The following is a 24,892-nucleotide window of genomic DNA, read 5'->3' on the forward strand; positions in this document are numbered from 1 at the left end:
CCCTAAACGCTTAGCAGATCCTTGGCGCGATTAAGAGTATGAATTTCGCCGGGATCTTGAGTCATCTCCAGCACAGTATCAATTTGTAAGGAAAGCGATTGCCACAGAGGCTCGATAATATCGGCCTCTTTGGCGTTGGCATGGCGCCGCGCAAGATTTAGCAGCGCCGCAGAGCCCACCACATCAATGCGCCCCAAAATACCGTCAGCTAACGCCATACTGAGCTCAATCATGGCTGGCACACTGTGGCCATATTTAATCACTTCGCGTAGATAACGTTCAGCCTGACTCACGTCGCCGCCCAAGCCACTTTCATCATTGAGCATATGTTGCGCACGGGTGAGCATGGCATCGAGCTGACCTTGCTCCGCCGCTTCGGCCATCCAATACTCACTCGCGATGGGATCTCGCTGACAACCATCACCATTGGCGAGCATTAAGGCCAAATGATATTGAGCATGGGGATAACCCGCCTGCGCTGCTTTACTAATAAAATGATAGGCTTGCGGTAGATCTTGTGTTTGATAGTAGAGCACACCTAAATTTGCCATGGCTTCGGTTTGCTCACCTTCGGCCGCCAGCTGTAAAAAGTGTTTTGCTTGCGCTAAATCCGGCTTAAACGACTCACTGCCCACCAGATAAAAATAACCAAGCAGCGCCATCGCATTGACCACACCGGCCTCTGCCGCCTTTGCAATCGCCGCCTCGCCCTTCATTGCATCGACCTTACCTTGGTAACCGTGGATTAAACTCACACCATGCTCATAGAGGGCTTGCATATGTGTTGGGGCTGCAAGGGCAAACCAATAGGCGGCCTTAGCAAAGGTGTCGCTAGCTTTTTGTGCGACTTCCTTTACAACATAGCTATCGTCTTCAGTACCATAGTATTGATCGACTAAGGCAATCTCTTGCTCCTTAAGCATTAATGCTTTGGTTTTAAAAGAGATCCCAACAAGATACTGTGCCTCGGGATCATCTTCCATCACCGCGCGATAACAGAGATCTTTTATCGTTATGGCATCACTGGCTTGGAAACGGTACGCGGGAGCCTCGCTGCCAACCACCTTCGGATACAAGTGTTCCACCAGAGCGAGCACATCCTTAATGGCTTTTTGGGCTAAGGCGAGTAATTGCTCTTGGGTGAGGTGATATTTCTCAGGGTGGGCGCCACGGTTACCGTCACCACGGAGTCGATGTAAGGCTCTGGTGGTCTTCACATCGATAAGCCGTTTTTGGTTTAACAGCTCGATGCGATCATAAAGATTAGGGCTAGTGAAGGAGACATCCTTACTCTGCCCTAACAACTCTGTCAGCCTATGGGTAAAACTGCGGATATGTAGTAATGACTGCGTTGGCACATCTTGCACATAGTTTTTGGCATTGAGGTAATCATCGAGAAGAGAGGCCGAAAACCGTTGGATAAATTCGCTATCCAGTAACTTAGCCTCTGTCACCATAAATCTTTACCTCAATCGATTGTACTCAGTCGAAATTATTCCGCGCTCGGCTTTTTAGACACCATATACAAACGGAACAACGCCAAGTTTACGAATAACCCAATAAATGCCATAAAAGTATCCACGAGCATTTGTACTGGTAAACCACCAAAGGAGGCTAGGGCCGAAAGCTGGCTACCAATCACGGACAGCGGTAAATAAAGCATTAATAAGGCAATTGTCTTTAATACAATCGGGCCACTAAAGCTAAAGCTTGCCTTAATCGCTTCCAGCGGCGTTAAGCGTTCAACCACCACCATAAAGTTCACATAAGCAAGGCGGGCAAACAGATAAAAACTGAGAACGAGTCCCACTAGCCACATAGGGCCAAAGGCTGCGAATAACATCACAGGCGCTAAAATGGCCAAACCTGAGAATACACCAGCCAAGAGTAAAGGCGGCACAAAAGGTAAGCTGGCTTTCAGTACCATGCCTGCCGATGGGTTATGCCCTTGAGATCTTAATTCTAAAAACAGCGTTAACGCCGCAATCAGCAGCGAGAAAAGCAGCAGAAGGATCATCATAGCAATCATCAGCGACGCGCCAAATTTCGGGTTCTCCAGATCGATTTTACTCATCTCAGTTCCCATCCATAACTGAATACCGACTTGCACTAATAGTAGCGGCACCGTCAGCATGGCGAGCTGAGTAAGATGATTACGGAAAAAGTTGTAAGCTTCGGTCAAAATTGCGGATAGTGACATGCGCCTTTCCAAAAATAATTGAAGTAAATTAACACCGTGAATTGCCGCTAAGGATACCCAAAATCCCCGCCCAATGCACAACACAAATCACTTCAGTGAACCGTAAATCACAGAAAAGGGCTGCAACAAAAGTCTCAAAGCCGCTACACTGTGTCCTTTATTGCGCGCAAACCCTCAAAGGATGCCACTTTATGAAACATACTCTCACGCTATCAATGCTAATCAGCACCTGCCTTTTTACCGCTTCCGCCAGCGCAAACTGGTTAGATAACCTCGCTGGCACACAAGCAAAAACCGAAAAAACGGCAACCAGCACCGTCACCGAGTCCAATGAGTTAGTCAGCAATGTGATGTCGCAACTCGGTTTGAGCCAGACCCAAGCCGAAGGTGGGTTAGGCAGTTTATTAGGCCTCGCACAATCTAGCTTAGGCAGCAATGATTACACCAAATTAGCCGCCAGCATTCCCAATGCCGATAGCCTATTAGCCGCCGCACCTAAACTCGATGGCAATTCAGGGGTATCTGGTTTGCTCTCTAAGGCGGGTAATATTGGCTCTTCCCTGCAAGGCAGTGCAATGGTGTTAGATGCCTTTGAAAAACTTGGGATTTCTAAGGAATTAGCGATGCCGATGATCAACATCGCTAAATCATACCTTGAAACCAATGGTGCCGAAGGCAGTTCTGATCTGCTGATGAAGGGTCTAAACGCGCTACGCTAATCGCCACGCCTCACCCTAAGCCCGCGCTTAGGGTGAACTTTAGCGTGTAAAATCACTCTATGTAGTTATTCCTTCTCGCCAGAGCAGTGCCACTTTATGATTGCTAAGCTGAAACGATTCCTTCAATCCCACATCCAAGCCATCTCTCCAGAGGAGAAAGCTCGCCAGCTAAAATTAGCGGCAGCGAGCATGTTGCTCGAAGTGGTGTTTGCCGATGAAAACCTCGCGGCAGAAGAAAGAGCGCTATTACCTAAGCTACTGACGGAAACCCTCTCAATGTCAGCGCAGGATGCTAATGACTTGATTGATGAGGCCAAAAAAGCCCAAGGTAATGCCACTTCATTATTTGAGTTTACCAATACCATTAATGCCGAATTTAGCTTGGAGCAAAAGCAACAGTTGCTATTAGCCATGTGGCAACTGGCCTATGCCGACGGGCAACTGTCACAGTACGAAGATCAGATCATCCGCCGCACCGCTGATTTGCTGTATCTCAAACACAGCGAACTTATTCAGATGCGCAATCAAGCTATCAAGGCAAGCTAAGTGACTTAATCAAACCCAGTGACTAAAACCCCATAATAAAAAGCCTGAAAAGCAAACAGTGCTATTCAGGCTATGTGAGTCACTTCAATTGGTTTCGATTTCAGCGGCTAGGCTAGATTAAAACGTCTACTAGAAATACTAAGCCAGCGCCTTTCCTATCTCAAACCCGACACCTCTAAGCTCTATTAACTTAACTCGCAACCCGCCCATCTCCATTTTTAAGCCTTTCTTGGTAGCAAGTTGCGATAACCAGCTGGTTTTGTCGTCATCCTCAATGGTGTCCCAATCCGCTAACACTTTATGGGCAAGACACAGCAATGCCGCCAGTTTAGAAAAAGGATTTGAATCCTTGGGATGATCCTGAAACAGAATGCCTTGCACCAGTGCAGGGGTAAACTTCCAGTTTTGTGCCAATAAGGCGCCAATATCAGGAGAGTCGTAACCGAGTAATTCACGCTCAAAAGCATGTTTATCTTTACCTTGCGCGACCGCTTCGGTAATTTTTTCAGCGTCTTCTGGAGAAATTGCCGCAATCAATAAATCACCAATACGGTGGAGAATTCCGCAGGTAAAAGCCTCATCGGGCTGAACACCACACCGTTTAGCCATCTCTTGGCTATAGAGTGCGATTTCAAAGGTTTGCCCCCAAAAATGCGCCAAATCAACGCCATTGCATTTAGGCACCGCGCCCATCACCGCAGATGCTAACACTAGGGTACGCAAAGTTTGCATACCTAGGCGCACAACGGCTTCATCAATGCTGCCAACCTCGCGACTGTGACCGTAATAGGCGCAGTTGGCTAATCTGAGCACCTTGGCACTGATTAAGGGATCACGCGACACCTTAGTCGCAATATTTTTTACGGTGGCATTGTCGTCGTTCACGACTTCAAGTAATTCACTGATGGCTTTAGGTAAACGGGGTAACTCATCAACTCGACTCAGTAGCGCGGCGGAATCCATATTCATTCTCCTTCTAAGTGAATGATCAAAATATAGAACACAAAATCTCGCCCCGCCCTCAAGGATATGAAGACTTATCAATAGGGTGTAAAGCTCTTCCGCCAACAATCAGTAATCACTAGCTAAGCAAAAACTCAGCTCGCAAAGCATCAGAACGCTTCTGCAGCGCCGAATAATCCTCAGGGATTCACGCTTTTCCTTGTGGATCGCTGCTCAATAATTAGGCTTATTTGTAAAGAAATGTTTCTAAAAATAAGTAATGGATGATATAGATTAAATATTGTTCATCCATTGTAAGGAAGCATCATGGGTCAAAATGTCATCGTTAATCGTACTGGGATCATCGTCGTTAGTGCATTAATCCCCTTGGGTTTGTTCGTCTTTATGGCGCAACTTATCCATAATCCACAACCTTTAAGCGGACAAGCGACCGATGCGCCGCAAATCAATATTTTGATGAGTGAACGAACACCTATCCCGCCAAAGGAAAGTCGCAAACCCGAACCGCCAAAGCCAATCCCAACAAGGGAGCGGATCACAACTCCGGGCGAAAGCACTGAAGTGGTCGACTTTAACCCCCAAACTTTTACCCCCGAAATGCCGATTCAAACGACTCTCTTTACCCAATCGTCCATGTCAGCAGAAGCCTTGCCACTGGTGCAAGTATCCCCTCGCTATCCCATTGAAGCGGCGCAGAATGGTAAGGAAGGTTATGTGGTCGTTGGATTTGATATTACGGCGGATGGCACAGTGAGCAATGTTCGCGTGCTCGATGCTAACCCTAAACGCATATTTGATAAGGAGGCGCTGTCAGCGGTGCAAAATTGGAAATACAAACCGAAGTTTGATGCGGGCAAAGCCGTTCCCCAACTTAACCAACAAGTACAACTCGACTTTAAACTGGATCAAAAGATTTAATGCTTGATAGACCAGAACGTTTAAAACTGTACGTTCTGGTCTTGGTGATCTTGGCAGTTCAAATCGTCAAGGGTTAAGAAACCTTATTATCCACTAAAGTTTGTTTGCGGCTGATATGGGTCTTTTGCCACCACAGGAATGGCGCAACAAATAGGATTAATACCAACACATAGGCCATGCTCGCCCCAAGGGCAATACCGAGCGCCAAGCAAAAACCACAACCTAATACCACTAAAGGCAAATTGTGCCGTGGCAGTAACTTAGCTGCGGCAAGCATTGCCATTAAATAAATAACCACAAACACGCCGTTACTCCAGGCAATAAGATGTTCAAGCTCTTGGCCCGTGATATGGGTTAACACTATCACACTTGCCATCACACTCAGTAACGCGCCTAAGGCTCGGATGGGTACACCATGACGATTCTTAACCGCAAAACAGCGCGGTAAAATACCTTCGCAACTAAAGCTCCATACAAGGCGTGCGGCACTGGCGGCATACACGTTTACCGTGGCAAGACCACTGGCAATCCCAAGCACACCAATCACTTGCGCACCGTATCCACCTAAAAGCGCATCGAATACGCCGATCATCGCCACGCTGTTATCGGTAGGCACTAAGAGTAAAATCAGCGTACAGGCCACATAAATAATGCCCACCAACACAGTGCCCATCATCATTGCCGGGATCATATCCTGCTGCGGACGACGAAAATCGTCGGCAAGGTGAGTCATCGCCTCTATCCCTAAAAAGCTCCAAAAGGCGATACCTGCGGCAATCATCATGGTGGAGATTTCTGGCGTGCCATAGCTGGCGAGTGAGGTTAAATGCCCTGGCTGAAGACTGCTGGCCCCAAAGAGCACCACCACAATAGCGACAATACAGAGGGTTAAGCCAAATTGCAGTTTGGCCGAGACTTGGATGCCACGTAAATTCAGCAAAAACAAACCGAAAATCACCAACACCTCGGCCGATACCTTGAACCAACCATCGAGGGGAATAAGGGCATTAACAAACTGAAAAGTCATCAAAATTGCGGCAGGGGCGCCCATTGGCACCACCAGCAAAAAAATCAGCCCGATAGTACGGCCAGCGGTGCGACCAAAGGCCTTTTCCACAAAATAAGCAGGCCCTGCTGCATGGGGAAAGACACTCGCCAGCCTGCCAAAAATCAGCGCTACGGGAATAATGGCTAAGGTGAGAAGCGACCAAGCGATAAGTGCCCCAGCATGGGCTTTAGCAATTGTCATTTGTGGGAGAATAAACACCCCGGTACCAAGCAAAGTGGTGGCCATTAAGCCGGCGCCTTGCCACCGTCCTATCGTTCCGCCATGAGTTCCGCTATGTGAGTTCATCTGTTAACATTCAGTAGTTTTGAAGCCGTCAGTATAGTGAGATTTTACGCCGCAATCTGCCGCCAATTTCGGTGTTCTTCATCGCATACACAAACAAAATGGCGGTAAAAAGGCCTATTTCCGGCAAAATGACGGCACGACTCAAGAGACTGCCCATTTAGGCTGGGTAGCATTGACCGGCAATCTGCCCCAGTTTAGTTATAACCTGTTTTTATCGGAGTCCAAGTTGGATAAGTTTGATACCGCGATCATCCATTGTCTGCGCCAAGATGCTCGTCAAAGTGTTTCAAGTATTGCTGAACAAGTAAATCTTTCCCGAAGTGCTGTCGCGGAGCGGATTAAAAAGCTGGAACAAACAGGGGTTATCCGTGGCTATCAGGTATTGCTGAGTGAATCGCAAAAAGAAGGCGTTTCGGCCTACTTCGAAATCCAACATAAATGTCCGCGCTGCGCTGATGTAGTGCATGTGTTCCATGCGATTCCTGAAGTGATTACCTGCCGCGGTATTTCTGGTGATATGGATTTGCTGGTGTATGTTCACGCCCCTTCGATGCGCCGCTTGCATGAAATTCGTGAGTATATTGATACCCACACGGATATCATTAAAATCAAAACCCATGTGGTCATGAGTGAATGGATTAATAATACTGGCGAGTAAGTGCTTTGCCCCAAACAAGAAACGCCACCCTAAGGAATAAAGGTGGCGAGGCCCTTGTGGAGGCAGGGCAAACAATACCTAATATCAAATATGGCTTCCTTTCCCAATAACCTCCCTGTGACAGCAAATCGCGACAAGACAACACACCTTTAATCACTTCAGCCAGCGTAATTAAAGGGGTTAGCTCACGGTGTATTCCTTAGACACCGCTTCGCTACTCACTGTAATTCCTTCTTATCTATAATATTGGACGTTCCATGCCCAATTAAACGACCGTCATTTGCCCGGTGTAGAGAATAAAGTTACGCAGCAGCAATACCCCTATCAGACTTAAACAAGCAGTTCCTGCTACATAGGCCCATTTACGTTTTGAAGTGGCTGTCATAAACAGGTTCATCGCCAAGGGACCCGACAAGCCAATCCCAACGATACCAAGCCAGAAGATCCACCCCCAGAATCCATAACCTATCGCATTGAAGGCTGCGAGCTTACTTTGGCCGCCGGTCAGCACTAAGCCCATAAAGAAGGTAAATATCAGCACTATCTCCACCAAAATCAGCGGAATTTCAACCTTATGAATAAAGTGCACTTCCTTCGCATTCGGATTGGCGTTAAGTAACACCCCGCCAAGCAGTGAGCATGCCGCACCAGATGAAAGCCCCGAGGCCAAAAACAGCAGTGGCAACACCGGATTTTTCAACATTGGGTAGCCGGGTAAGGCCGAAAGTAAAAAGCCAGTATAAGCTCCGAGAGCAAGAGAGAAGATCACCAATAAACCGGTAATTGTCGCCTCGAAACGGCTCAGCAAAGCTGTCAACTTCAGCACAATCGGGAAGCGGTTTTCGCACCAAGCATCGATAGGTTTACGGAACAATAAGCCAATCCACATAAACATAAAGACTTGGTAAATCAGCAGAATAAGCACCCCCATCGACATCACAGATGTTGGATTGTAGAAAACTAAGATCTTCCAAAAATCGAAGGGCTTAGTTAAGTCCAAAACTAAGATGCCTAAACCCGCCATAACCGCTACAGGCGCCACAATACAAGCCGCCTGCACAAAACCAGACTGGTAAGCATTATGTTTAAGCACAAAATGTTTGAGTAACACCGCAAAGAACATGGCGCCAGCAGATGCCCCAGCTAAAAACAGGTATATCGCAATCGGCCAATGCCACACTAGCGTATCAAAATGTAGGGCGCTCATAGTGCCACCTCCCCTGATTTGGCCACAATGCGGAACAGTTTTGGCCGAGTACCGAGATCGGACTTAGCCCTTTGGGTTGGGTTTGCCTTGAGCACTTGTACCACTTGTACCACTTGTACCACTTGTACCACTTGTACCACTTGTACCACTTGAGAGTTTGGGTTTACGATGGCACATAAAACAGCTATCAGCACCTTTAGTAGAGTATTTTCCTTCAGCAAACTTATCTGTGAGTATCTTTTCTATTTGCTCTCCTGTTTCGTGAGTTGCTGGAATTTCTTGAGCTTTAACAGATGGAGATAATATAAGGAACAGGCTCGCCCCCATTATCAGAGTTTTAATTTTACGCCATCTTATATTTAATGCCTTATGGTTAACATGACTTAGCAATGAAAAATCCACAACCATAATAACCACAAAACAACAAAGGTTAACGATTGTTAACAATGAATGAGCAACAAGCCTATTCACAGCTAAAAAACACTAAAAATATGCCTTGAATCACGAAAATTAATAAAAGAAAAATATTCTCAAAAACAATATAAAATGTTGAAAAACACTAAATTAAACTAACTAGCAATAACTTTCAGGTTAAGAATTCAGGTTAATAAAATGTTTACAACCTGTTTTACTTTCAGCCGAATATTAGCCGACACTAATTCTAACTAGCTCACAAATTTATACTTTAAAATTTCTAAATTTTAAAAATCACAAACCGAATCAGAAATAAAACGCAACACCTCACTTTTAATCAACGGTGGAATGACATCAATATTACGCTTAAGGTAAATCATAGAATATGTGGGTTTATGCATTGCTTCATGTAACCTTTGATATTCACAATTTTCTAATTTCTCAACCCTCAGTGAAGGCACCTTAGCGATAAAAGCGGCGGCACTATTAGGTCCAATAAAACTAATAGTGTTTTCAGACATCAACGCTTCAATCATAGAGGCTAAATTTTGTGTTTTTAAAAAGACATTTAAAGCAAGTCCGCGCTGCTCACAATAGACCTCAAATGGATCTTTTTCATCATTAAATCCAGAAACTTGAGTAACGACAAATGGATATTTTGCAATATTATCGAGCGAAATTTTTTCTTGCCAAATTGCGCCAGTCGCAGCTGAAACGACATAGACATGCTCACCAACACTAATGGGTTCAACATGCAGTAAATTTGAATGTTTTGGATTACAATCCATGGTTTGCGTACAGGCACGATTAGTAATGGCAATACATATTTCACCATTGATGACTTTTGTACAAATTTCCCTATGCGAGGACATTACTTTTAAACTGATATCCAAACCTTCTTGCTTTATAACACGGTTTAGATGTTCAGGAAGCCCTACGCACAGCGTTGCAGGCACAGCAATCACGCACTCTTTCTTTACCTCAAGTTCATGTCTATTAGCGCTTAAACCTTCAATCAGCTCTATAATCTCACAAATTTTAGGATAAATTTCTCTCGCTTTTTTTGTTGGAACAAAGTGAGTTTTCCTCCTAATAAAAAGCGAGTCGTTATAGACCTCTCTCATTTCAGCAATATAACGACTCACTTTTGAGGGTGATACAGAATGTTGCTGCGACACAAATGTTGCACTACCACTATCATAAAGAGATTTGAATATGTAAAAAATTCTTACATCGCAATCCTGCATATTAAAATCCTATTTCTGGTTTGAATATCTAAATCATAAACCATCTACATTACTTAAATCTGAAAATGAATATTTCAGAAATAGAAAGTCATGCGCAATGACTCATTTATGAACACTAAGACTAAGTCATTTATTTATTAATGCATACAATCTTAAAAAAAAACAAGGCTGATTATTATGGCTCGTATCTTATTAGTATTTCTATCTTGCTTGCTGTCAAATGTCGTCTATGCCATTGATGGCTGCAATGGCTGCCATGATGAGAAATGGCAATCTACTCCGGCACATATATGGATTGAAACAGAGCATCATATTGATATTGTTGCTTGCCCCGACTGCCATCAATGGAAAGAGGGTGATGATTTACCTCCTGTATTACCGAGCCAAGAAACGCTTCAAAAAGAATGCGGCCAGTGTCATGCCACTCCTGACAACTTACCCGCAATGATGCATATGCAACAATATCAACAATTAAAATAAACCTGTTCCCTGCGGGGTTCGCATTCTCATCAGTGCGGGCCCCTTTTTCTTTTGTTCAAAATACACTCAAGGTACGCCATTAACTCAATAGCATAATGCCTAACCTGTCCAACCTTTTGTTAAGCAAGACATACATCTTAACTGGCAAACACGTTACACTAAGCCCATCTTTATCCTGATCGATCTTGCTATGCGAACCGAAAACACTGCCACACTCAATCTCATGTGGGGCGCACTTATTCTGGAAGAATTAGCACGTCTTGGTGTGCAGCATGTCTGCATGGCACCAGGCTCACGCTCAACCCCGTTAACTCTCGCTGCGGCAAAGCAAACCAAGCTGAAACGTCATTTGCATTTCGATGAGCGCGGCTTAGGTTTTATGGCGCTTGGATTAGCGAAAGCCAGCTCTGCGCCCGTAGCCATTATTACCACCTCTGGCACGGCCGTCGCTAACCTATATCCTGCAATAGTCGAAGCCTGGCTCACCCATGTACCTTTAATTGTCCTCAGTGGTGACAGACCGCCAGAATTACTCGGCTGCGGCGCCAATCAAGCGATTGTTCAACCGGCAATTTTTGCCAATTACGCTCAGCAGGTAAACCTGCCGACGCCCGATGCACACATCGCGCCGCAGATGTTACTCACCACGCTTGATGAAGCCGTGGCCAATCAAACACGCCCAGTTCATATCAACTGTATGTACCGCGAGCCGCTGTATCCGAGTGAATTAACTGCCACAATTCTCGATAGTGAATCGCCGTACCTCAAGCCGCTACAAACGTGGCTGCAACAGGCACGCCCTTACACTATCTATGGCAAGCGTGAACAATTAAGCCACCCGAGCGAAGATGCCATTATGCGCTTCGTCCACGGTAAAGGGGTGATCATCGCGGGCACGCTAACACCCGAGCAAGATCCACAGCAACTCATCGCGCTATCGCAAAAAATTGGCTGGCCACTACTGACCGATGCTCAGTCCCAACTGCGACAACACCCTGCGGCGATTGGCAATATCGATCAATTGCTACAACATCCCAAGGCACGCAATCTATTACAGGAAGCCGATCGCGTACTGGTATTTGGTGGACGATTACTGTCGAAGCGTTTAATTGCTTATCTTGCCGAGCAAAACTGGCACAGTTACTGGCAAGTGCTGCCGCAGCAAGATAGGCTCGACCCAAGCCATAATGCGAAACACATCTGGCACGCCAATGCCGCCCAATTTGCTCAACTTAATTGGTATCGCTCCTCTTCGGCCAATTGGGCGAATACCCTAATCACCTATAACGATGACTTGCATCACTTATTTGTGCGCAATATCGATCAGGGTGAATTTGGGGAAGCTCAGGTTATCCGCGCGATAGCCAATACGCGGCCACTCGAGCAGCAACTGTTTATTGGCAATAGTCTACCAGTGCGTTTATACGATATGTACGCGCCGGTGAGCTGTTGCACAGCAACCACTTATACTAACCGCGGCGCATCGGGAATCGATGGCTTACTGGCCACCGCCTGCGGTATTGCTGCCCACCAAGGTAAACCGACCAGCTTGATTATTGGGGATTTATCCCAGTTGCATGATCTCAATTCCTTTGCCATCGCCCGCAGTTTAACCAGTCCTCTGGTGATTATTATCCTCAACAACGATGGCGGTAATATCTTTAATCTTTTGCCCGTCCCCAATGAGGAGCTGCGCAGCGACTACTATCGTTTAAGCCATGGTTTAGAGTTTGGTTATGCCGCCGCTATGTTTAATCTTCCCTATAATCAAGTGGATAACTTAGCCGATTTTCAAACCTGTTATAACGAAGCGCTGGATTTTCAGGGTGCTTCTGTCATCGAAGTCACCGTTAGCCAACACCAAGCCAGCGAGCAGATCGCCGCGCTCAATCTATGGGTAAAACAAAGCTAATGTCAACGCTGGCCCGTTACGGGGAAGTCTCGCAGCCAAACTTGGTCCTGATCCATGGTTTTTTAGGATCTAAGGCCGATTGGCTGCCTCTAATCCCTCAACTCAGCCAGCATTTTCACTGTATCTGCCTCGATTTACCCGGCCACGGCGACAATCAACCAGAAATCGCATCAATGCTCACTAATGGCTTCGACTTTTGTGTCCAAGACATTATCAACCGCCTCGATCGCCTCGGTATTGAAGCGTTTTACCTCTATGGGTATTCCCTCGGAGGCCGTATTGCCTTGCATCTTGCCAAGGCTTACCCCAATCGCGTGTTGAGTTTATGGCTAGAATCCTGTCATCCTGGGCTGACTAATACCGAAGAACAAGCCGCGCGCAGTAAGAACGACCAACTGTGGGCTAAACGGCTACACAGCTTAAGTAGCAGGGATTTTTTGCAGCTTTGGTATCAACAGGCCGTTTTTGCCGATATGTCAGACAATGTGCGCAATACCTTGATAGCAAAACGAGCGGCGCAGCTTGACCAACATCCTAAGCACGCACTCAAACATATCTTTTTGGCGACTTCACTTGCCCGCCAAGCTTCACTTTGGGATCTACCAGCAAACCTTGCCTGCGAGAGCCATTTTTTTGCAGGCAGCCAAGATGCTAAATTCACTGCGATCGCAAAGGAGTGGCAAGCCAAACAACCTATAATCTTGCATAGGATTGAGCAGGCTGGACATAACATACATCAAGCCAATCCTGCCGGATTACTGGCCTGTATAAGAAGTTTTTTCGTCGAGCGCTTGCCTTAGATATACACGCAAACAGACCGCCTTTAAATCGATAAAGCGTTAAGGAAAATATGATCTTAACTTCACTTAGCTTGTATTTATATCGCCTGCCCTTAGACAGCTTTTTGCCTGTGGGCAAACAACGCATTGACCATAGAAAAGGCTTAGTGCTGCAAGCCAAGGCCACTGCTGACGGTGAAGTTTGCGACACCGAAATATCCAATGCTGAAGTGACTGACAGTGAAGTCACTGAGGGTGAAGTGAAGGAGTCCCATGTTGAAATCGCGCCACTCTCAGGGTTCGATATCGACCAACAGCCATTATCCGGCTTTAGCCGCGAAAGCCTCGATGAAGTACAGCAAGCCTTAACAGTGTTATTACCCAAGCTGCAAAACCAATCTATTGATTGCTTGCTCGAGCAGGCCGAAGCGAGTCCCTATCCATCCATTGCCTTTGGCTTAAGCCTATTGCATGCCAAACTCAGCGGAAAACTCGATGCGGTGCGCCCACTCACCACCGCTGTACCTTTAATTTATCAACCAACTGATGCGCCTAAAGCTGAATTAATAGCAAAAATTGCCAGCCTCAAACCTAGTGTGCGCTCAGTTAAAGTGAAGGTTGCACAAACCTCCATGGAAGATGAGTTGAGTTTGATTTATGGCATCTTAAGCCAAAGGCCCGATCTCAAGCTGCGCTTAGATGCCAATTGCGGATTTAGTCTAGAACAGGCCCTCGACTTTGCCGCCTGCTTGCCACTAGATAGCATTGAATACATTGAAGAACCTTGCCAACATCCGCAGGATAATCACACTCTGTATCGCGCCATTCCACTGCCCTACGCCTTAGATGAATCCCTCAATGATCCCGATTATCAATTTGTGATGCATGAGGGACTCACGGCGCTCATCATCAAACCCATGCTACTGGGCAGTATCGAAAAACTTCAGCGCCTTATCGATGAAGCCCACAACCATGGCGTGCGCTGTATCTTAAGTTCCAGCCTTGAAAGCAGTTTAGGCATCAATGATTTGGCCCATTTAGCCGCCATACTAACGCCCGATGAAATCCCCGGGCTTGATACCTTAACGGCCTTTAGTCAAGACTTATTAGTCCCATCGGGCAAACTACAATGTCTTACGCTTCAATGCCTGACACTGAATCAACTCGAACGAGTCGCCAGCACTGTACAGGATTGATAAGCAGATGACTGATAGCCATGCCGATAAGATGGTTTCACCACTAGAGATTTCACCAATGCGAATCTCGCCATTACATAGTGCCGCGCTCACGTTCCCTGAGCAAACGGCGGTTAAGTGCAATGGACAAGACATCAGCTACGCTAGCTTAAGCCAAATGGTACTGGGATTGGGTGAGCAACTCACGCGCATTGGAATTCGCCAAGGCCAACCTCTAGCTTGTATCAGTCGTAATAATCTAGAGATGATTTGCCTCTATTGGGCCTGTATCGATATTGGCGCCATCTTTTTCCCGATCTCGCCACGTTTTCCACTGGCGCAAGTTCAAGGTCTTATCGATAGCCACCAGATCCCCTGCTATTGGAGCGAAACAGAACTTGGTTTAACAGGTTGCACTCAACTCAGCCTAGATGTTGCTCAAATTAGTACGACACCAGCCAAAACCGTTGATATTCAGCGCCCTTGTAATGTGATTTTAACCTCTGGCTCCAGTGGTTTTCCCAAGGCTGCCGTACACAATCTGGCTAATCATATTGCCAATGCCGAGGGCGCCCGTAGCCTAATCCCGCTAATCAAAGGTGATGCTTGGTTGCTGTCGTTACCGCTGTTTCATATTGGTGGCCTTGCGATTCTCAACCGCTGCGCCTTAGTCGCGGCAATAGTGGTATTACCCGAGTCGAATCTCGCTTTACAAGAACAAGTCGAGCGCGATGCATTAACCCATATATCCCTCGTGCCGACCCAGTTACTCAACTTGCTCGCCGACAAACAGGCTTCGCTCACCAGTATTAAAGCCCTACTACTCGGCGGCGGCGCCGTTTCTATCGATTTACTGAAACAGCTCGAACAGCGGCATATTGCCAGCTTTACCAGCTACGGCATGACCGAGATGGGCTCGCAAATCACCACGGGCCCTGCGCTCAGCGATGGCACGAGTGGCAAATTACTCCCAAGGCGTGAGCTTAAAATTGTCGATGACGTAATTTGGGTACGGGGTGAATGCTTATTTATGGGCTATCTCACTGAAAACGGAATCGAAAAGCCACTCGATGCTGATAGTTGGTTTTATACCAAAGACAAAGGCGAATGGGATGCTAACGGTAATCTTAAGATTCTCGGCCGCGTCGATAATATGTTTATCTGCGGCGGTGAAAACATTCAGCCTGAAGAGATTGAAGCGGCGCTCAAACTGCATCCACTAATTGATGAGGCGATTGTCTTTCCTCAGCCTGACATCACCTACGGCCAACTCCCCGCCGCCATAATCCGCGGCAACATTATTCGCGGTAACACTAGCCAAGATATGAGCACAATAGAGAAACAACTCGAGCAGTTTCTCGCCGATAAAATAGCTCGCTTTAAAAGACCGCGCCGCTATTACCCTTGGCCAGAAAATGCCGAGCAAATAGGCTTAAAAGTGAATAGACAACTTATTATTAAGCTAGCCATATAATCAATCTTGGCAATGATGTCTGAACACAGTGACGTAGTTTGTGTTAGACATCAGAATTCAGTCTGATAAAATTGTCACTTTCAATCGAGATAGGAAAAAAGCGTTGCACAAATGTCTGCTCATCAATCGGACGAGAAAAACAATAACCTTGTCCAACTGTGCAACCCAATTGCTGCAGCAAGGTCAACTGAGAGTTTGTTTCAATTCCCTCGATGACTAACTCCATTTTGAGTGCTTGAGATAAGGCTATTACACTCGAAATAGCAGCCTGACATCTAAATAGCTGTTCCAAATAGTAGATCAAAGGAAGGGAACTCAGTCCTGTTTGAGCGATCTGATCTATCGCCAAACAAACCCACCACTCGCCGAGGACTGAGAATGGCCATCTTACCACCACTTTGTCGCGCAGAGCGCAAACAACTACAGAAATTGCTCCATAAAACCAAGGATAAGCATTTCGCCCGACGTCTTATCGCTATGCTGATGCTGCATCAAGGGCAGTCGATTACCGACGTTCATCATGCTACTGGTGCTGCACGCTCCAGTATTGGTCGTTGGTTAGCTTGGTACACCGAAAGCGGCGTTGATGGGCTTAAATCCCTGACGCTGGGACGGCCAGCAATCTTACCCATAGACCCCATATTGCTCTGTCTATCTTTGCTTATTCAGCTATGCCCACAGGACTTTGGCTATCAACGTAGCCGCTGGAGCAGCGAACTGCTTGCCATGGTGATTAATGCACAGCTTAAACTCAGCATCGCTGCATCAACCGTCCGTCGATTACTACCCAAGGCGGGAATTGTCTGGCGCCGCTCAGCTCCGACATTGCGTATCAAAGACCCACACCAAGATGAGAAAATGGCCGAGATAAATCAGGCTCTTGAGCAGTGTTGCGTCGAACATCCGGTTTTCTATGAAGATGAAGTGGACATCGACTTGAACCCAAAAATCGGGGCAGATTGGATGCCAAAAGGTCAGCAAAAACGCGTTGTCACCCCAGGCAACAACCGTAAGCATTACATAGCAGGAGCCCTGCATGCCAGCACCGGAAAAGTGCTTTATGTGAGCAGCGATAGCAAAGCGTCAGAGCTGTTTATTGCCATGTTGGAGAAGCTTAAGCGTCATTACCGCAAAGCCAAAACCATCACGCTCATCCTAGACAATTACATTATTCATAAGAGCCGTAAGACCGTTGCTTGGCTCAAGCACAACCCCAAATTCAGATTATTGTTTCAACCGGTATACTCGCCGTGGGTCAACAAGATAGAGCGCTTGTGGCTCGCACTGCATGAAACGGTAACCCGCAATCACGCTTGCAGGAACATGCGGGAACTGCTTGGCATGGTATGGCATTTTATGGGAACCGTTTCCCCATTTCCTGGCTCCGGACACGGCACCGCGAAAATGTAGCAGTATTCGGATCAGCTATTTAGAGGAATAGATTATAAATATTGGATAGAATAAGTCACTGTACTTTGTATTGAGCCCGCGGTTGCAATACCCGTTGCAATGTATTGAACCGCGTATGGAAGCACTCCCGCTCCCGTACCATCACCATTACTGATATACACGTTTCCACTAAAAATCAACTGTTCAAAACCATCACCCACTTTGATTGGTGCGCCAACTCCGTCGACATTATCCAATAATTGCAAACGCACATTAGTTGCATCACCGCGGTTGATTAGTTGCCCAGAGATGGGCTCTACATCGGCTCCCCCTTCAAAAAAAGCTTTCGCACCATTGGCCAAACCTTGGCAATTACTGAGGGTAATTTCAAAATCAGTTCTACCAGCCACCTTACCCGGGGCATTCAATAAGCCTGCGGAAATGGTTGGCAGTGTCACAGTGGCAACAGCTGGACTTACCACACCATCCACTGAAACTGTGCAAGTTTGATCTACTAGATGCCCGTCGAATTTAATGGTGCCATCTGCGGCATGGGTAATACTAGCAAGTAACACCACAACAATAACAAGGACAAACTTAATTACAGATGTCATAACAAACCTTAAATGATTAAATGCTATTTAACCCAATAAAACACCTACCTCTTAAGAGGTATTATCTTCTTGTGGTTACATATCAAATAGCATAAACACTGTAGGAAATTACTGATATTCAATCCGCTGACATCAACTCATCTGCAGCTTGATAGATAATTACAAGAACTCTTCGTTTTTCAGTGAGGAGGGAATAGATATGCCGCAATAAGGATTAATGATTTCGGATTTAATATAATAAATGATAAGGCACTATGCATGACACTACGCCGAAACATTGGTCACATCAGCACATTTTATTCATTGTACTGAGATGCAATTTACGGTGACAATCGTTCAAAAACACGCCAAAAAAAAGCATTTCTAGCTCTTTGCTAAATACAATCTCAAAATCAGTGCGACAAGCTAGGGCTAGAACGTTCAGAAACACTTGACAACGTTTGCATTACAGCGACAGAGCGTACATGCTCATCAACAGTTCGAACTGTCCTGTTTAATTCATGCTTTTGATTAACAGTGTACTGGTCAACCCAAACTGGACACTTTTACTTGAGAATTCTCAAACTCTACAGGTGACAGATCGTTATTAGCAGAATGAAGTCGCTCCAAGTTGTAATATTTGATGTAAGCCGTCACATCTTGCTTCATAAACTCCCTTGTTGGTTGAGCAACTTTAAAAATCCAATCGTGTTTCAAGCTACCAAAGAATCGCTCAACAACGGCATTATCCCAACACGCACCCACATCACCCATGCTGGCTCGGATACCATAGCTCGATAGCAGCCTACCGAATTGTTTACTGGTATATTGCGAGCCTCGGTCACTGTGAAATACCAGCCCTCGCGCTGGTTGTCGCAGGTTGTAGGCTTTTATTAATGCCTTGGATATCAAATCTGTGGTCATGCGTTTGTCTATGCGCCATCCCACAATCCGGCGTGAATATAAATCCATCACCACAGCTAAGTACATCCAGCCTTCACCCGTCTTTAAATAGGTCACGTCACCCGCCCAGACCTGATTAGCCGATACTGGATTAAAGTTCATGTTTAACAGGTTATCAGCCACTGCATCTGAGTGTTTTCGCTGTGTCGTCACCTTGTAAGCACATCGCTGGGTTGCTTTGAGTCGAAGGCGGTGCATAATTTTACGAACGAGATAGCGACCAACCTGGTAGCCTTCCTTGCGCAATTTCTTCACCATTTCACGATTCCCTAAGCTGCCTCGACTTTGCTTAAATAGCTGTCGAACAAGGCGATAAAGCTTCAGTGTTTCAACGCTTATCACGTTTGCAGGGCGTTTATGCCAATCGTAATAGCCTGACTTACTGACACTCATTACTCGACATAACAGTGTTATGGGAAACAGGTGAGATTGCAGTTTGATGAAACGAAATCTTACTTCATTTCTCTCGCAAAGAAGGCGCTTGCCTTTTTTAGAATTTCTTTTTCCATGCGTAATTCTTTGTTTTCTCTACGCAATCGCTTCAACTCATCACGCTCAGACTCTTCTAAGGTGATGCCTTGTTGCAGGGCTTCGTGTTTTTCCTTCCAGTTGTAAAGCAGGCTCGTGCTAACTCCAAGAGACTTTGCCGCATCGGCAACGCTATAACCTTGCTCCAGCACCATCAAGACGGCTTCATCTTTAAATGCCTGCGGATAACTCTTATGTGATTTTTTCAGACTCATATAGACCTCTTAATTTATTGACCATACTGTCTCAAAATTAAGTGTCCGATGGGATTAGACCAGAACACAGCATTACAAAGCGCACATTTAAAAAGTTCATTACCAAATAGATTTACAGGCCGCTGTAAATCAGTATGAAACACTTGATTACAACAGGAACATATCCAAAAACCAAGATTTAAACCATCCATGATTTACCTCAGAATTAAGGTTCTAACTATAACAAAAGTACTCACTTAGCAAATACTTATAAGCGCTATTAATTCAAGAAAACTAATAGCTAGCATTAGCTTTTAGCGACTATAGAGCATTGAACAACTTAAATTCTGTAGGAAAATCCTGATATCGTGGAAACGTTGAACCACAACTAGCTACAACAAAAATAGACAAATGACTGATTAGCGCAATTTAGCTTAAGGGGAAAGAGACATATCTAGGCGGGAAATTAATAGTTAGAATTTTAATCATAAAAAATTAATAAATATTCACAACATATAAAACAAAGCAGTACGACAAATAAAATAGATATCATGACTAATACCATCAGCAAGAGTCAACAAAGACAAACTGATTAGATCTAGAAACAGTTAATTTTAAAAATCACATCATAATAAAATTAAAAAACGAGGGCGTTCAAAATTCTGTGTCAGGCTAATTTTTAAATTTCTAGCACGCTATCTAAACGTCCTTCAAAATAAATCGCTAACTGAGATAAACAAAGGCTCCAATTGTGGATTGGCATAGTCCATTTATCTGAGGCGTTTAATATGCCTGCGTAAAGTAGCTTCAACAAGCTATTTTCATTAGGAAATGCACCTTTGGTTTTGGTGAGCTTTCTAAATTGGCGATGCACAGCCTCAACCGCATTGGTCGTGTAAATCACTTTCCTGATATGTTCTGGGTACTTAAAATAATGGGACAAATTATGCCATTTGCGACGCCAAGAGTTGATTACCAACGGATAAGCATCACCCCATTTGGCCTCCAGTTCGTCCAAGGCCATCTCTGCGGCTTCTTTACTCACGGCTCGATACACAGGCTTTAAATCAGCCATAAACGCTTTCTGATTTTTTGAGGCGACATACTTCATTGAGTTGCGGATCTGGTGGATAACGCATAGCTGTGTTTCCGTATGAGGGAAGATACTGGCTATGGCCTCAGGGAAACCGGTCAAGCCGTCAACACAGGCGATAAGAATATCTTTTACACCACGATTATTAAGATCGGCCAGTACGGATAGCCAGTAATTAGCGCCTTCATTTTCGGATAAGTGAAGCCCTAAAATTTCCTTTTTTCCTTTCATATTAAGCGCTAACAATGTGTAAACGGCTTTACTGACGTAACGCCCATCCTCTTTGACTTTATAATGTATCGCATCAAGCCAAACGATAGGATAATGGCTATCTAATGGGCGCTGTTGCCACGCTTTAAGTTCGGGGATGAGTTTGTCGGTGATGGCGCTTACTGTTGCGTTAGACACATTGAGCCCATACATATCTTCAACATGTTGATTAATATCGCGATAGCTCATACCTATACTGAACATCGATAACACTTTACGTTCGATTTCATCGGTTAGTGTAGTTTGATTTTTCTTAATCAACTGAGGCTCAAAGGTGCCATTGCGGTCTCTAGGCGCGTCTAACTCAAAGTTACCGGACGGATGCTTAATGGTCTTAGGGGTTTTGCCATTTTTACGATTAGGCTGAGGATCATGCGCTAAATGCTGCTCAAGCTCAGCCTGGAGAGCCGCTTCAGTGAGTTGCTTGATCAGTGGGCCAAGAATGCTGTCTTTACCTGTGAGGCTTTTACCTGATTGCAGATCTTTAAGGGCTTGTTCGAAGTTAAAAGGTTGGGTCATGTGTCATTCCTGTTTTTGAATATTTTACTGAAATGACACAGAATTATGAACACTACCTAAAAAACCGCAAAATGAGATTCCTACTTTAGTATAAATCCTTCCATGAACAGCTTATAACTAAAATATCTTTTATCAAGCTGTCAACATCCTATTTAAACTTCCGTGAAACGTCCCTATCATTAACAAAAGCAGTACTCATAATGCGGTATCAATTTTAACTCAACAATAAACATCGAGAACGACTTTTGAATTGAGGCCCAAAAATCGAATGTAGTATAGCCAACAATCGACCTCAAGTTCTGTAGGAAAAATCTGCATTGCTCAGGCAATTTTCTCAATCAAGTGGTTTAGGCTCGTAAATAAATTTATTTTAGGATTCAATAAGTAAGACAATTCCGCCAATAACAGCGAAAGAGCCTAGAAGCATATATGCTCAACGTATAGCCGATTTTTCCAGTAAATGTCTTGTTTAAAAGGCGACAAAAAAACCTGCCGAAGCAGGTTTTTTAGGTTAATTGGAAACACCGGAATGCAAAGAGGAAGTTAAGCTTCCATACAAGCCTTAAGCTTATTCATGGCATTTTTTTCAAGTTGGCGAATACGTTCAGCCGATACTTGATAGGTTTCAGCCAATTCCTGCAGTGTGGTTTTATCATCATCTAACCAACGGGCGCGCAGAATATGCTGACTACGCTCATCTAGGGTTTTGATGGCCGATAATAAACGACCTTGAGCATTGGATTCCCAGTTATCATTTTCGATGTTTTCGGCTAAATCAGATGAGTGATCTTCGAGGTAATGCACAGGGGCAAAATCATGCTCATCATCGTTGTCACTACTAAGATCAAACGCAGGATCCTGCGCAGCCATACGTGACTCCATTTCAGTCACATCAGCCTTTGATACACCTAAGTTTTCCGCCACCATGGTGACTTCATCATCGCTAAACCAACCTAAGCGTGTTTTCGCTTTACGAATATTAAAAAACAACTTACGTTGTGCTTTGGTGGTAGCGACTTTAACAATGCGCCAGTTTTTGAGCACATATTCATGAATTTCAGCCTTGATCCAGTGCACAGCAAAAGACACCAGACGAACGCCAACATCGGGATCGAAGCGCTTAACCGCTTTCATCAGACCAATGTTGCCTTCTTGGATCAAATCCGCCTGTGGCAGACCGTAACCGGCATAACCTTTAGCTACATGCACCACAAAGCGTAAATGCGACATAATCAGTTGCTTTGCCGCTTGCAGATCACCGGTTTCCTGCAAACGCTTGGCTAACTCATACTCAGTCTCAGCGTCTAACATGTTCATGCTAGTCACTGAATGGATATAAGCCTCTAAACTACTACTGCCCTGAGGGACGGTTAGTGCCATTGATTGCGTTTGAAAGGTCATTCGCGCTCCTACTCTCTTGCTACTTATCAAATATAAGTCGATTTCATCTTCAGGTTTGACTCAAAACACCTTAAAGATGAGCTGACGAACTATCGGCTAATTGACAGAGTATGTCAACCTTAGCCCGCCTAGGGTATTACTTTTAACCCCATCGAATAGACATTGCAAGTGAACAAAAGTTCATCGCTTACATTTCTTACGGCTAAAATATTCCCCTAAGCCATTGATGATTATGAGGGTTCTATTGATCTTAAATGTTGCCTTACCGACAGATAGGAGCCTAGCCACCCTAAGAAGGAGGCTAAGCCTACTAATTGCAGCAACTCGGTAAAGGTCAGTGACTTCATCTCTAATTGGCTACCGTACAAACCCAGCAGTTCCGCTAGGGCAGAATCCAGATACCAGACCAATAAGTTTATGATAACCCAAGCCAATATACCGCCAATGACGCCATACCAAATACCAGTGTAAAGGAATGGGCGCTGAATAAAGGCTTCTGTTGCCCCGACTAACTTCATCACTTCTATCTCACTTCGCCGATTCATAATGGCTAAGCGAATCGTGTTACCTATTACTAATACCACCGCCAAGACGAGTAAGGCCGCAATCGCCATTACCGTGCGTTCGAGTAAACGCACCACGGCCTGCAGCCGCTCTAACCATTCAATATCCAAGCGGCCAAAACTGATTTCAGGCTCGCGCTCAAGCTTAGTTAAGAGTTCACGGGCACCCACGGGCGTCGAATAACGCTGAGTAGGTGTTACGGTAATCACTGCGGGAAGCGGGTTTTTATCGAGATAGGCTAAGGCTTCACCAAACCCCGACAGACGCTGAAATTCCTCAAGCGCTTGATTGCGGTCGATATACTGCACCTTTTCCACTTCTGGATAAGTGCGAATGCGAGTCAGCAAGCTTTGGATGGTCTGCTCGCTACGGTTTTCATCGATAAACAGTGAAATCTCCGCCGCGCTGTTCCAAGAGCTAGTAATCGTCTCGGCATTTTTAACTAATACCTGCAGCGCCGCGGGTAAGCTTAAACTTACCCCGAGAACAGCCATGGTCATCAAAGAAGAAACTGGGCTGCGCCACAGTTCACCCATACTCGCCATCGCTTGCTGCACATGACGAATAAAAAACATCACGATACGTCCCGATATCGGCAACTTGCTGCGCGTTAACTTAGCATTGTCACTCATTGCGCATTACCTCGAGCGGTCGCGTGTCCATGGTGTAATTCCTGTGCGCCGAGCATACGCCCTTGCTTCAAGGTAAAAGTGCGATACTTCATCCGTGCGATCAAACCTAGATCGTGGGTGGCGATCAGCACGCTGGTCCCTGCATCGTTAAAGGTTTCGAATAAACGCAAAATATCCATCGACAACTTAGGGTCTAAGTTGCCTGTCGGTTCGTCGGCGAGTAGCAAGGGCGGCTTATTCACAATGGCACGGGCGATCCCTACACGTTGCTGCTCACCCCCAGATAGCATAATGGGGTTATGGCGCTCTTTACCGTATAAACCGACCATATCGAGCGCGCCGGCGACACGTTTGCGGATCTCGCCGTGGGAGAAACCTTCAATAACCAAGGGCAAGGCGACGTTGTCAAACACGCTTCTGTCCATCAACAAATGGTGGTTTTGGAAAATCATCCCAATATTGCGGCGTAAATAGGGCACATGTTTAGAGCTGATTTTGGCAATATCGTGACCATTAATCGCCACACGGCCAGTGGTTGCACGTTCGATTACTGTGATTAATTTCAACAGGGTACTCTTACCCGCGCCCGAATGGCCGGTTAAGAATGCCATTTCACCTTTTTGTAGGTGAAAATTCACTTCCTCCAGCGCCATTTGGCCACCAGGATAAATCTTACTGACCTGCTGAAAATCAATCATAA

24 protein-coding genes and 1 pseudogene are annotated in these 24,892 nt (G+C 45.4%); 10 read left to right on the forward strand and 15 right to left on the reverse strand.

Annotated elements, in window-relative coordinates; all coding sequences use genetic code 11:
• Positions 1–2: 2 nt before the first annotated feature.
• Positions 3–1,457: a DUF4145 domain-containing protein gene (locus tag SO_RS21180; RefSeq protein ID WP_011074165.1), complete on the reverse strand. Its 1,455-nt coding sequence runs from the start codon at positions 1,455–1,457 to the stop codon at positions 3–5.
• 35 nt (positions 1,458–1,492) lie between these two features.
• Entirely contained in the window at positions 1,493–2,200 is a 708-nt protein-coding gene (locus SO_RS21185; RefSeq protein WP_011074166.1) for a membrane protein, read from the reverse strand.
• Positions 2,201–2,391: 191 nt separating this feature from the next.
• Here SO_RS21185 and SO_RS21190 point away from each other — a divergent pair, with 191 nt between their 5' ends.
• Positions 2,392–2,919: a DUF2780 domain-containing protein gene (locus SO_RS21190; RefSeq protein ID WP_011074167.1), complete on the forward strand. Its 528-nt coding sequence runs from the start codon at positions 2,392–2,394 to the stop codon at positions 2,917–2,919.
• A 96-nt stretch (positions 2,920–3,015) separates the two neighbouring features.
• Positions 3,016–3,465, forward strand: a complete 450-nt coding sequence (locus SO_RS21195) for a tellurite resistance TerB family protein (protein WP_011074168.1) — start codon at positions 3,016–3,018, stop codon at positions 3,463–3,465.
• 138 nt (positions 3,466–3,603) lie between these two features.
• Here SO_RS21195 and SO_RS21200 read toward each other — a convergent pair whose 3' ends face one another.
• Complete coding sequence (locus SO_RS21200; RefSeq protein WP_011074169.1) at positions 3,604–4,428, reverse strand: HDOD domain-containing protein; 825 nt, start codon at positions 4,426–4,428, stop codon at positions 3,604–3,606.
• 306 nt (positions 4,429–4,734) lie between these two features.
• Here SO_RS21200 and SO_RS21205 point away from each other — a divergent pair, with 306 nt between their 5' ends.
• Positions 4,735–5,346, forward strand: a complete 612-nt coding sequence (locus SO_RS21205) for an energy transducer TonB (RefSeq protein WP_011074170.1) — start codon at positions 4,735–4,737, stop codon at positions 5,344–5,346.
• A gap of 73 nt (positions 5,347–5,419) precedes the next feature.
• Here SO_RS21205 and yjeH read toward each other — a convergent pair whose 3' ends face one another.
• Complete coding sequence (yjeH, locus tag SO_RS21210; protein WP_011074171.1) at positions 5,420–6,700, reverse strand: L-methionine/branched-chain amino acid transporter; 1,281 nt, start codon at positions 6,698–6,700, stop codon at positions 5,420–5,422.
• A 226-nt stretch (positions 6,701–6,926) separates the two neighbouring features.
• Between yjeH and SO_RS21215 the strand changes: the two genes are divergently transcribed.
• Entirely contained in the window at positions 6,927–7,358 is a 432-nt protein-coding gene (locus tag SO_RS21215; RefSeq protein WP_011074172.1) for an Lrp/AsnC family transcriptional regulator, read from the forward strand.
• Positions 7,359–7,623: 265 nt separating this feature from the next.
• Here SO_RS21215 and nrfD read toward each other — a convergent pair whose 3' ends face one another.
• The 4 genes and pseudogenes from nrfD to SO_RS21235 form a co-directional block, all read right to left on the reverse strand.
• A complete protein-coding gene (gene nrfD / locus SO_RS21220; RefSeq protein WP_011074173.1) occupies positions 7,624–8,565 on the reverse strand; it encodes a cytochrome c nitrite reductase subunit NrfD in 942 nt (313 codons plus the stop codon).
• Positions 8,562–8,672: pseudogene (locus tag SO_RS23455) on the reverse strand (cytochrome c nitrite reductase Fe-S protein); the annotation flags it as partial. The gene nrfD and the pseudogene SO_RS23455, both read right to left, overlap by 4 nt.
• A complete protein-coding gene (locus SO_RS23590) occupies positions 8,629–8,973 on the reverse strand; it encodes a hypothetical protein (RefSeq protein ID WP_405130466.1) in 345 nt (114 codons plus the stop codon). The gene SO_RS23590 and the pseudogene SO_RS23455, both read right to left, overlap by 44 nt.
• Before the next feature lie 293 nt (positions 8,974–9,266).
• On the reverse strand, positions 9,267–10,226 hold the full coding sequence (locus SO_RS21235) for a LysR family transcriptional regulator (RefSeq protein WP_011074174.1): 960 nt from the start codon (positions 10,224–10,226) through the stop codon (positions 9,267–9,269).
• A gap of 177 nt (positions 10,227–10,403) precedes the next feature.
• Here SO_RS21235 and SO_RS21240 point away from each other — a divergent pair, with 177 nt between their 5' ends.
• The 5 genes from SO_RS21240 to menE all read left to right on the forward strand — a co-directional run bounded on the left by SO_RS21240 (position 10,404) and on the right by menE (position 16,046).
• Positions 10,404–10,706 (forward strand): cytochrome c3 family protein, encoded by a 303-nt coding sequence (locus tag SO_RS21240; protein ID WP_011074175.1) that lies wholly within the window; start codon positions 10,404–10,406, stop codon positions 10,704–10,706.
• 190 nt (positions 10,707–10,896) lie between these two features.
• Positions 10,897–12,618, forward strand: a complete 1,722-nt coding sequence (gene menD / locus SO_RS21245) for a 2-succinyl-5-enolpyruvyl-6-hydroxy-3-cyclohexene-1-carboxylic-acid synthase (RefSeq protein ID WP_011074176.1) — start codon at positions 10,897–10,899, stop codon at positions 12,616–12,618.
• Positions 12,618–13,418 (forward strand): 2-succinyl-6-hydroxy-2,4-cyclohexadiene-1-carboxylate synthase, encoded by an 801-nt coding sequence (menH, locus tag SO_RS21250; protein ID WP_011074177.1) that lies wholly within the window; start codon positions 12,618–12,620, stop codon positions 13,416–13,418. The genes menD and menH overlap by 1 nt, the downstream gene beginning before the upstream one ends.
• Positions 13,419–13,468: 50 nt before the next feature.
• A complete protein-coding gene (gene menC, locus SO_RS21255) occupies positions 13,469–14,593 on the forward strand; it encodes an o-succinylbenzoate synthase (RefSeq protein WP_011074178.1) in 1,125 nt (374 codons plus the stop codon).
• A 7-nt stretch (positions 14,594–14,600) separates the two neighbouring features.
• Positions 14,601–16,046: an o-succinylbenzoate--CoA ligase gene (menE, locus tag SO_RS21260; RefSeq protein ID WP_011074179.1), complete on the forward strand. Its 1,446-nt coding sequence runs from the start codon at positions 14,601–14,603 to the stop codon at positions 16,044–16,046.
• A 43-nt stretch (positions 16,047–16,089) separates the two neighbouring features.
• Here menE and SO_RS21265 read toward each other — a convergent pair whose 3' ends face one another.
• Positions 16,090–16,395: an EAL domain-containing protein gene (locus tag SO_RS21265; RefSeq protein ID WP_238560530.1), complete on the reverse strand. Its 306-nt coding sequence runs from the start codon at positions 16,393–16,395 to the stop codon at positions 16,090–16,092.
• A gap of 29 nt (positions 16,396–16,424) precedes the next feature.
• Here SO_RS21265 and SO_RS21270 point away from each other — a divergent pair, with 29 nt between their 5' ends.
• Entirely contained in the window at positions 16,425–17,456 is a 1,032-nt protein-coding gene (locus SO_RS21270; protein WP_011072942.1) for an IS630-like element ISSod16 family transposase, read from the forward strand.
• 32 nt (positions 17,457–17,488) lie between these two features.
• Here SO_RS21270 and SO_RS21275 read toward each other — a convergent pair whose 3' ends face one another.
• The 6 genes from SO_RS21275 to ftsE all read right to left on the reverse strand — a co-directional run bounded on the left by SO_RS21275 (position 17,489) and on the right by ftsE (position 24,890).
• Positions 17,489–18,049, reverse strand: coding sequence for a fimbrial protein (locus tag SO_RS21275; protein WP_011074180.1), 561 nt, complete (start codon positions 18,047–18,049; stop codon positions 17,489–17,491).
• Positions 18,050–18,574: 525 nt separating this feature from the next.
• Positions 18,575–19,734 (reverse strand): IS3-like element ISSod1 family transposase gene (locus SO_RS21280; protein WP_141135407.1). Its coding sequence is split into 2 segments (ribosomal slippage): positions 18,575–19,485 and positions 19,485–19,734, totalling 1,161 coding nucleotides; the frame shifts between segments, so codons are not numbered across the junction.
• Between the two features lie 658 nt (positions 19,735–20,392).
• On the reverse strand, positions 20,393–21,595 hold the full coding sequence (locus SO_RS21285; RefSeq protein ID WP_011070721.1) for an IS256-like element ISSod4 family transposase: 1,203 nt from the start codon (positions 21,593–21,595) through the stop codon (positions 20,393–20,395).
• Positions 21,596–22,138: 543 nt separating this feature from the next.
• On the reverse strand, positions 22,139–22,996 hold the full coding sequence (gene rpoH, locus SO_RS21290; protein WP_011074181.1) for an RNA polymerase sigma factor RpoH: 858 nt from the start codon (positions 22,994–22,996) through the stop codon (positions 22,139–22,141).
• Between the two features lie 230 nt (positions 22,997–23,226).
• Complete coding sequence (gene ftsX / locus SO_RS21295) at positions 23,227–24,192, reverse strand: permease-like cell division protein FtsX (RefSeq protein ID WP_011074182.1); 966 nt, start codon at positions 24,190–24,192, stop codon at positions 23,227–23,229.
• Complete coding sequence (gene ftsE / locus SO_RS21300; RefSeq protein ID WP_011074183.1) at positions 24,189–24,890, reverse strand: cell division ATP-binding protein FtsE; 702 nt, start codon at positions 24,888–24,890, stop codon at positions 24,189–24,191. The genes ftsX and ftsE overlap by 4 nt, the downstream gene beginning before the upstream one ends.
• Positions 24,891–24,892 lie beyond the last annotated feature (2 nt).

The organism is Shewanella oneidensis MR-1 (genome assembly GCF_000146165.2).
In the GTDB taxonomy this organism is placed as follows: domain Bacteria; phylum Pseudomonadota; class Gammaproteobacteria; order Enterobacterales; family Shewanellaceae; genus Shewanella; species Shewanella oneidensis.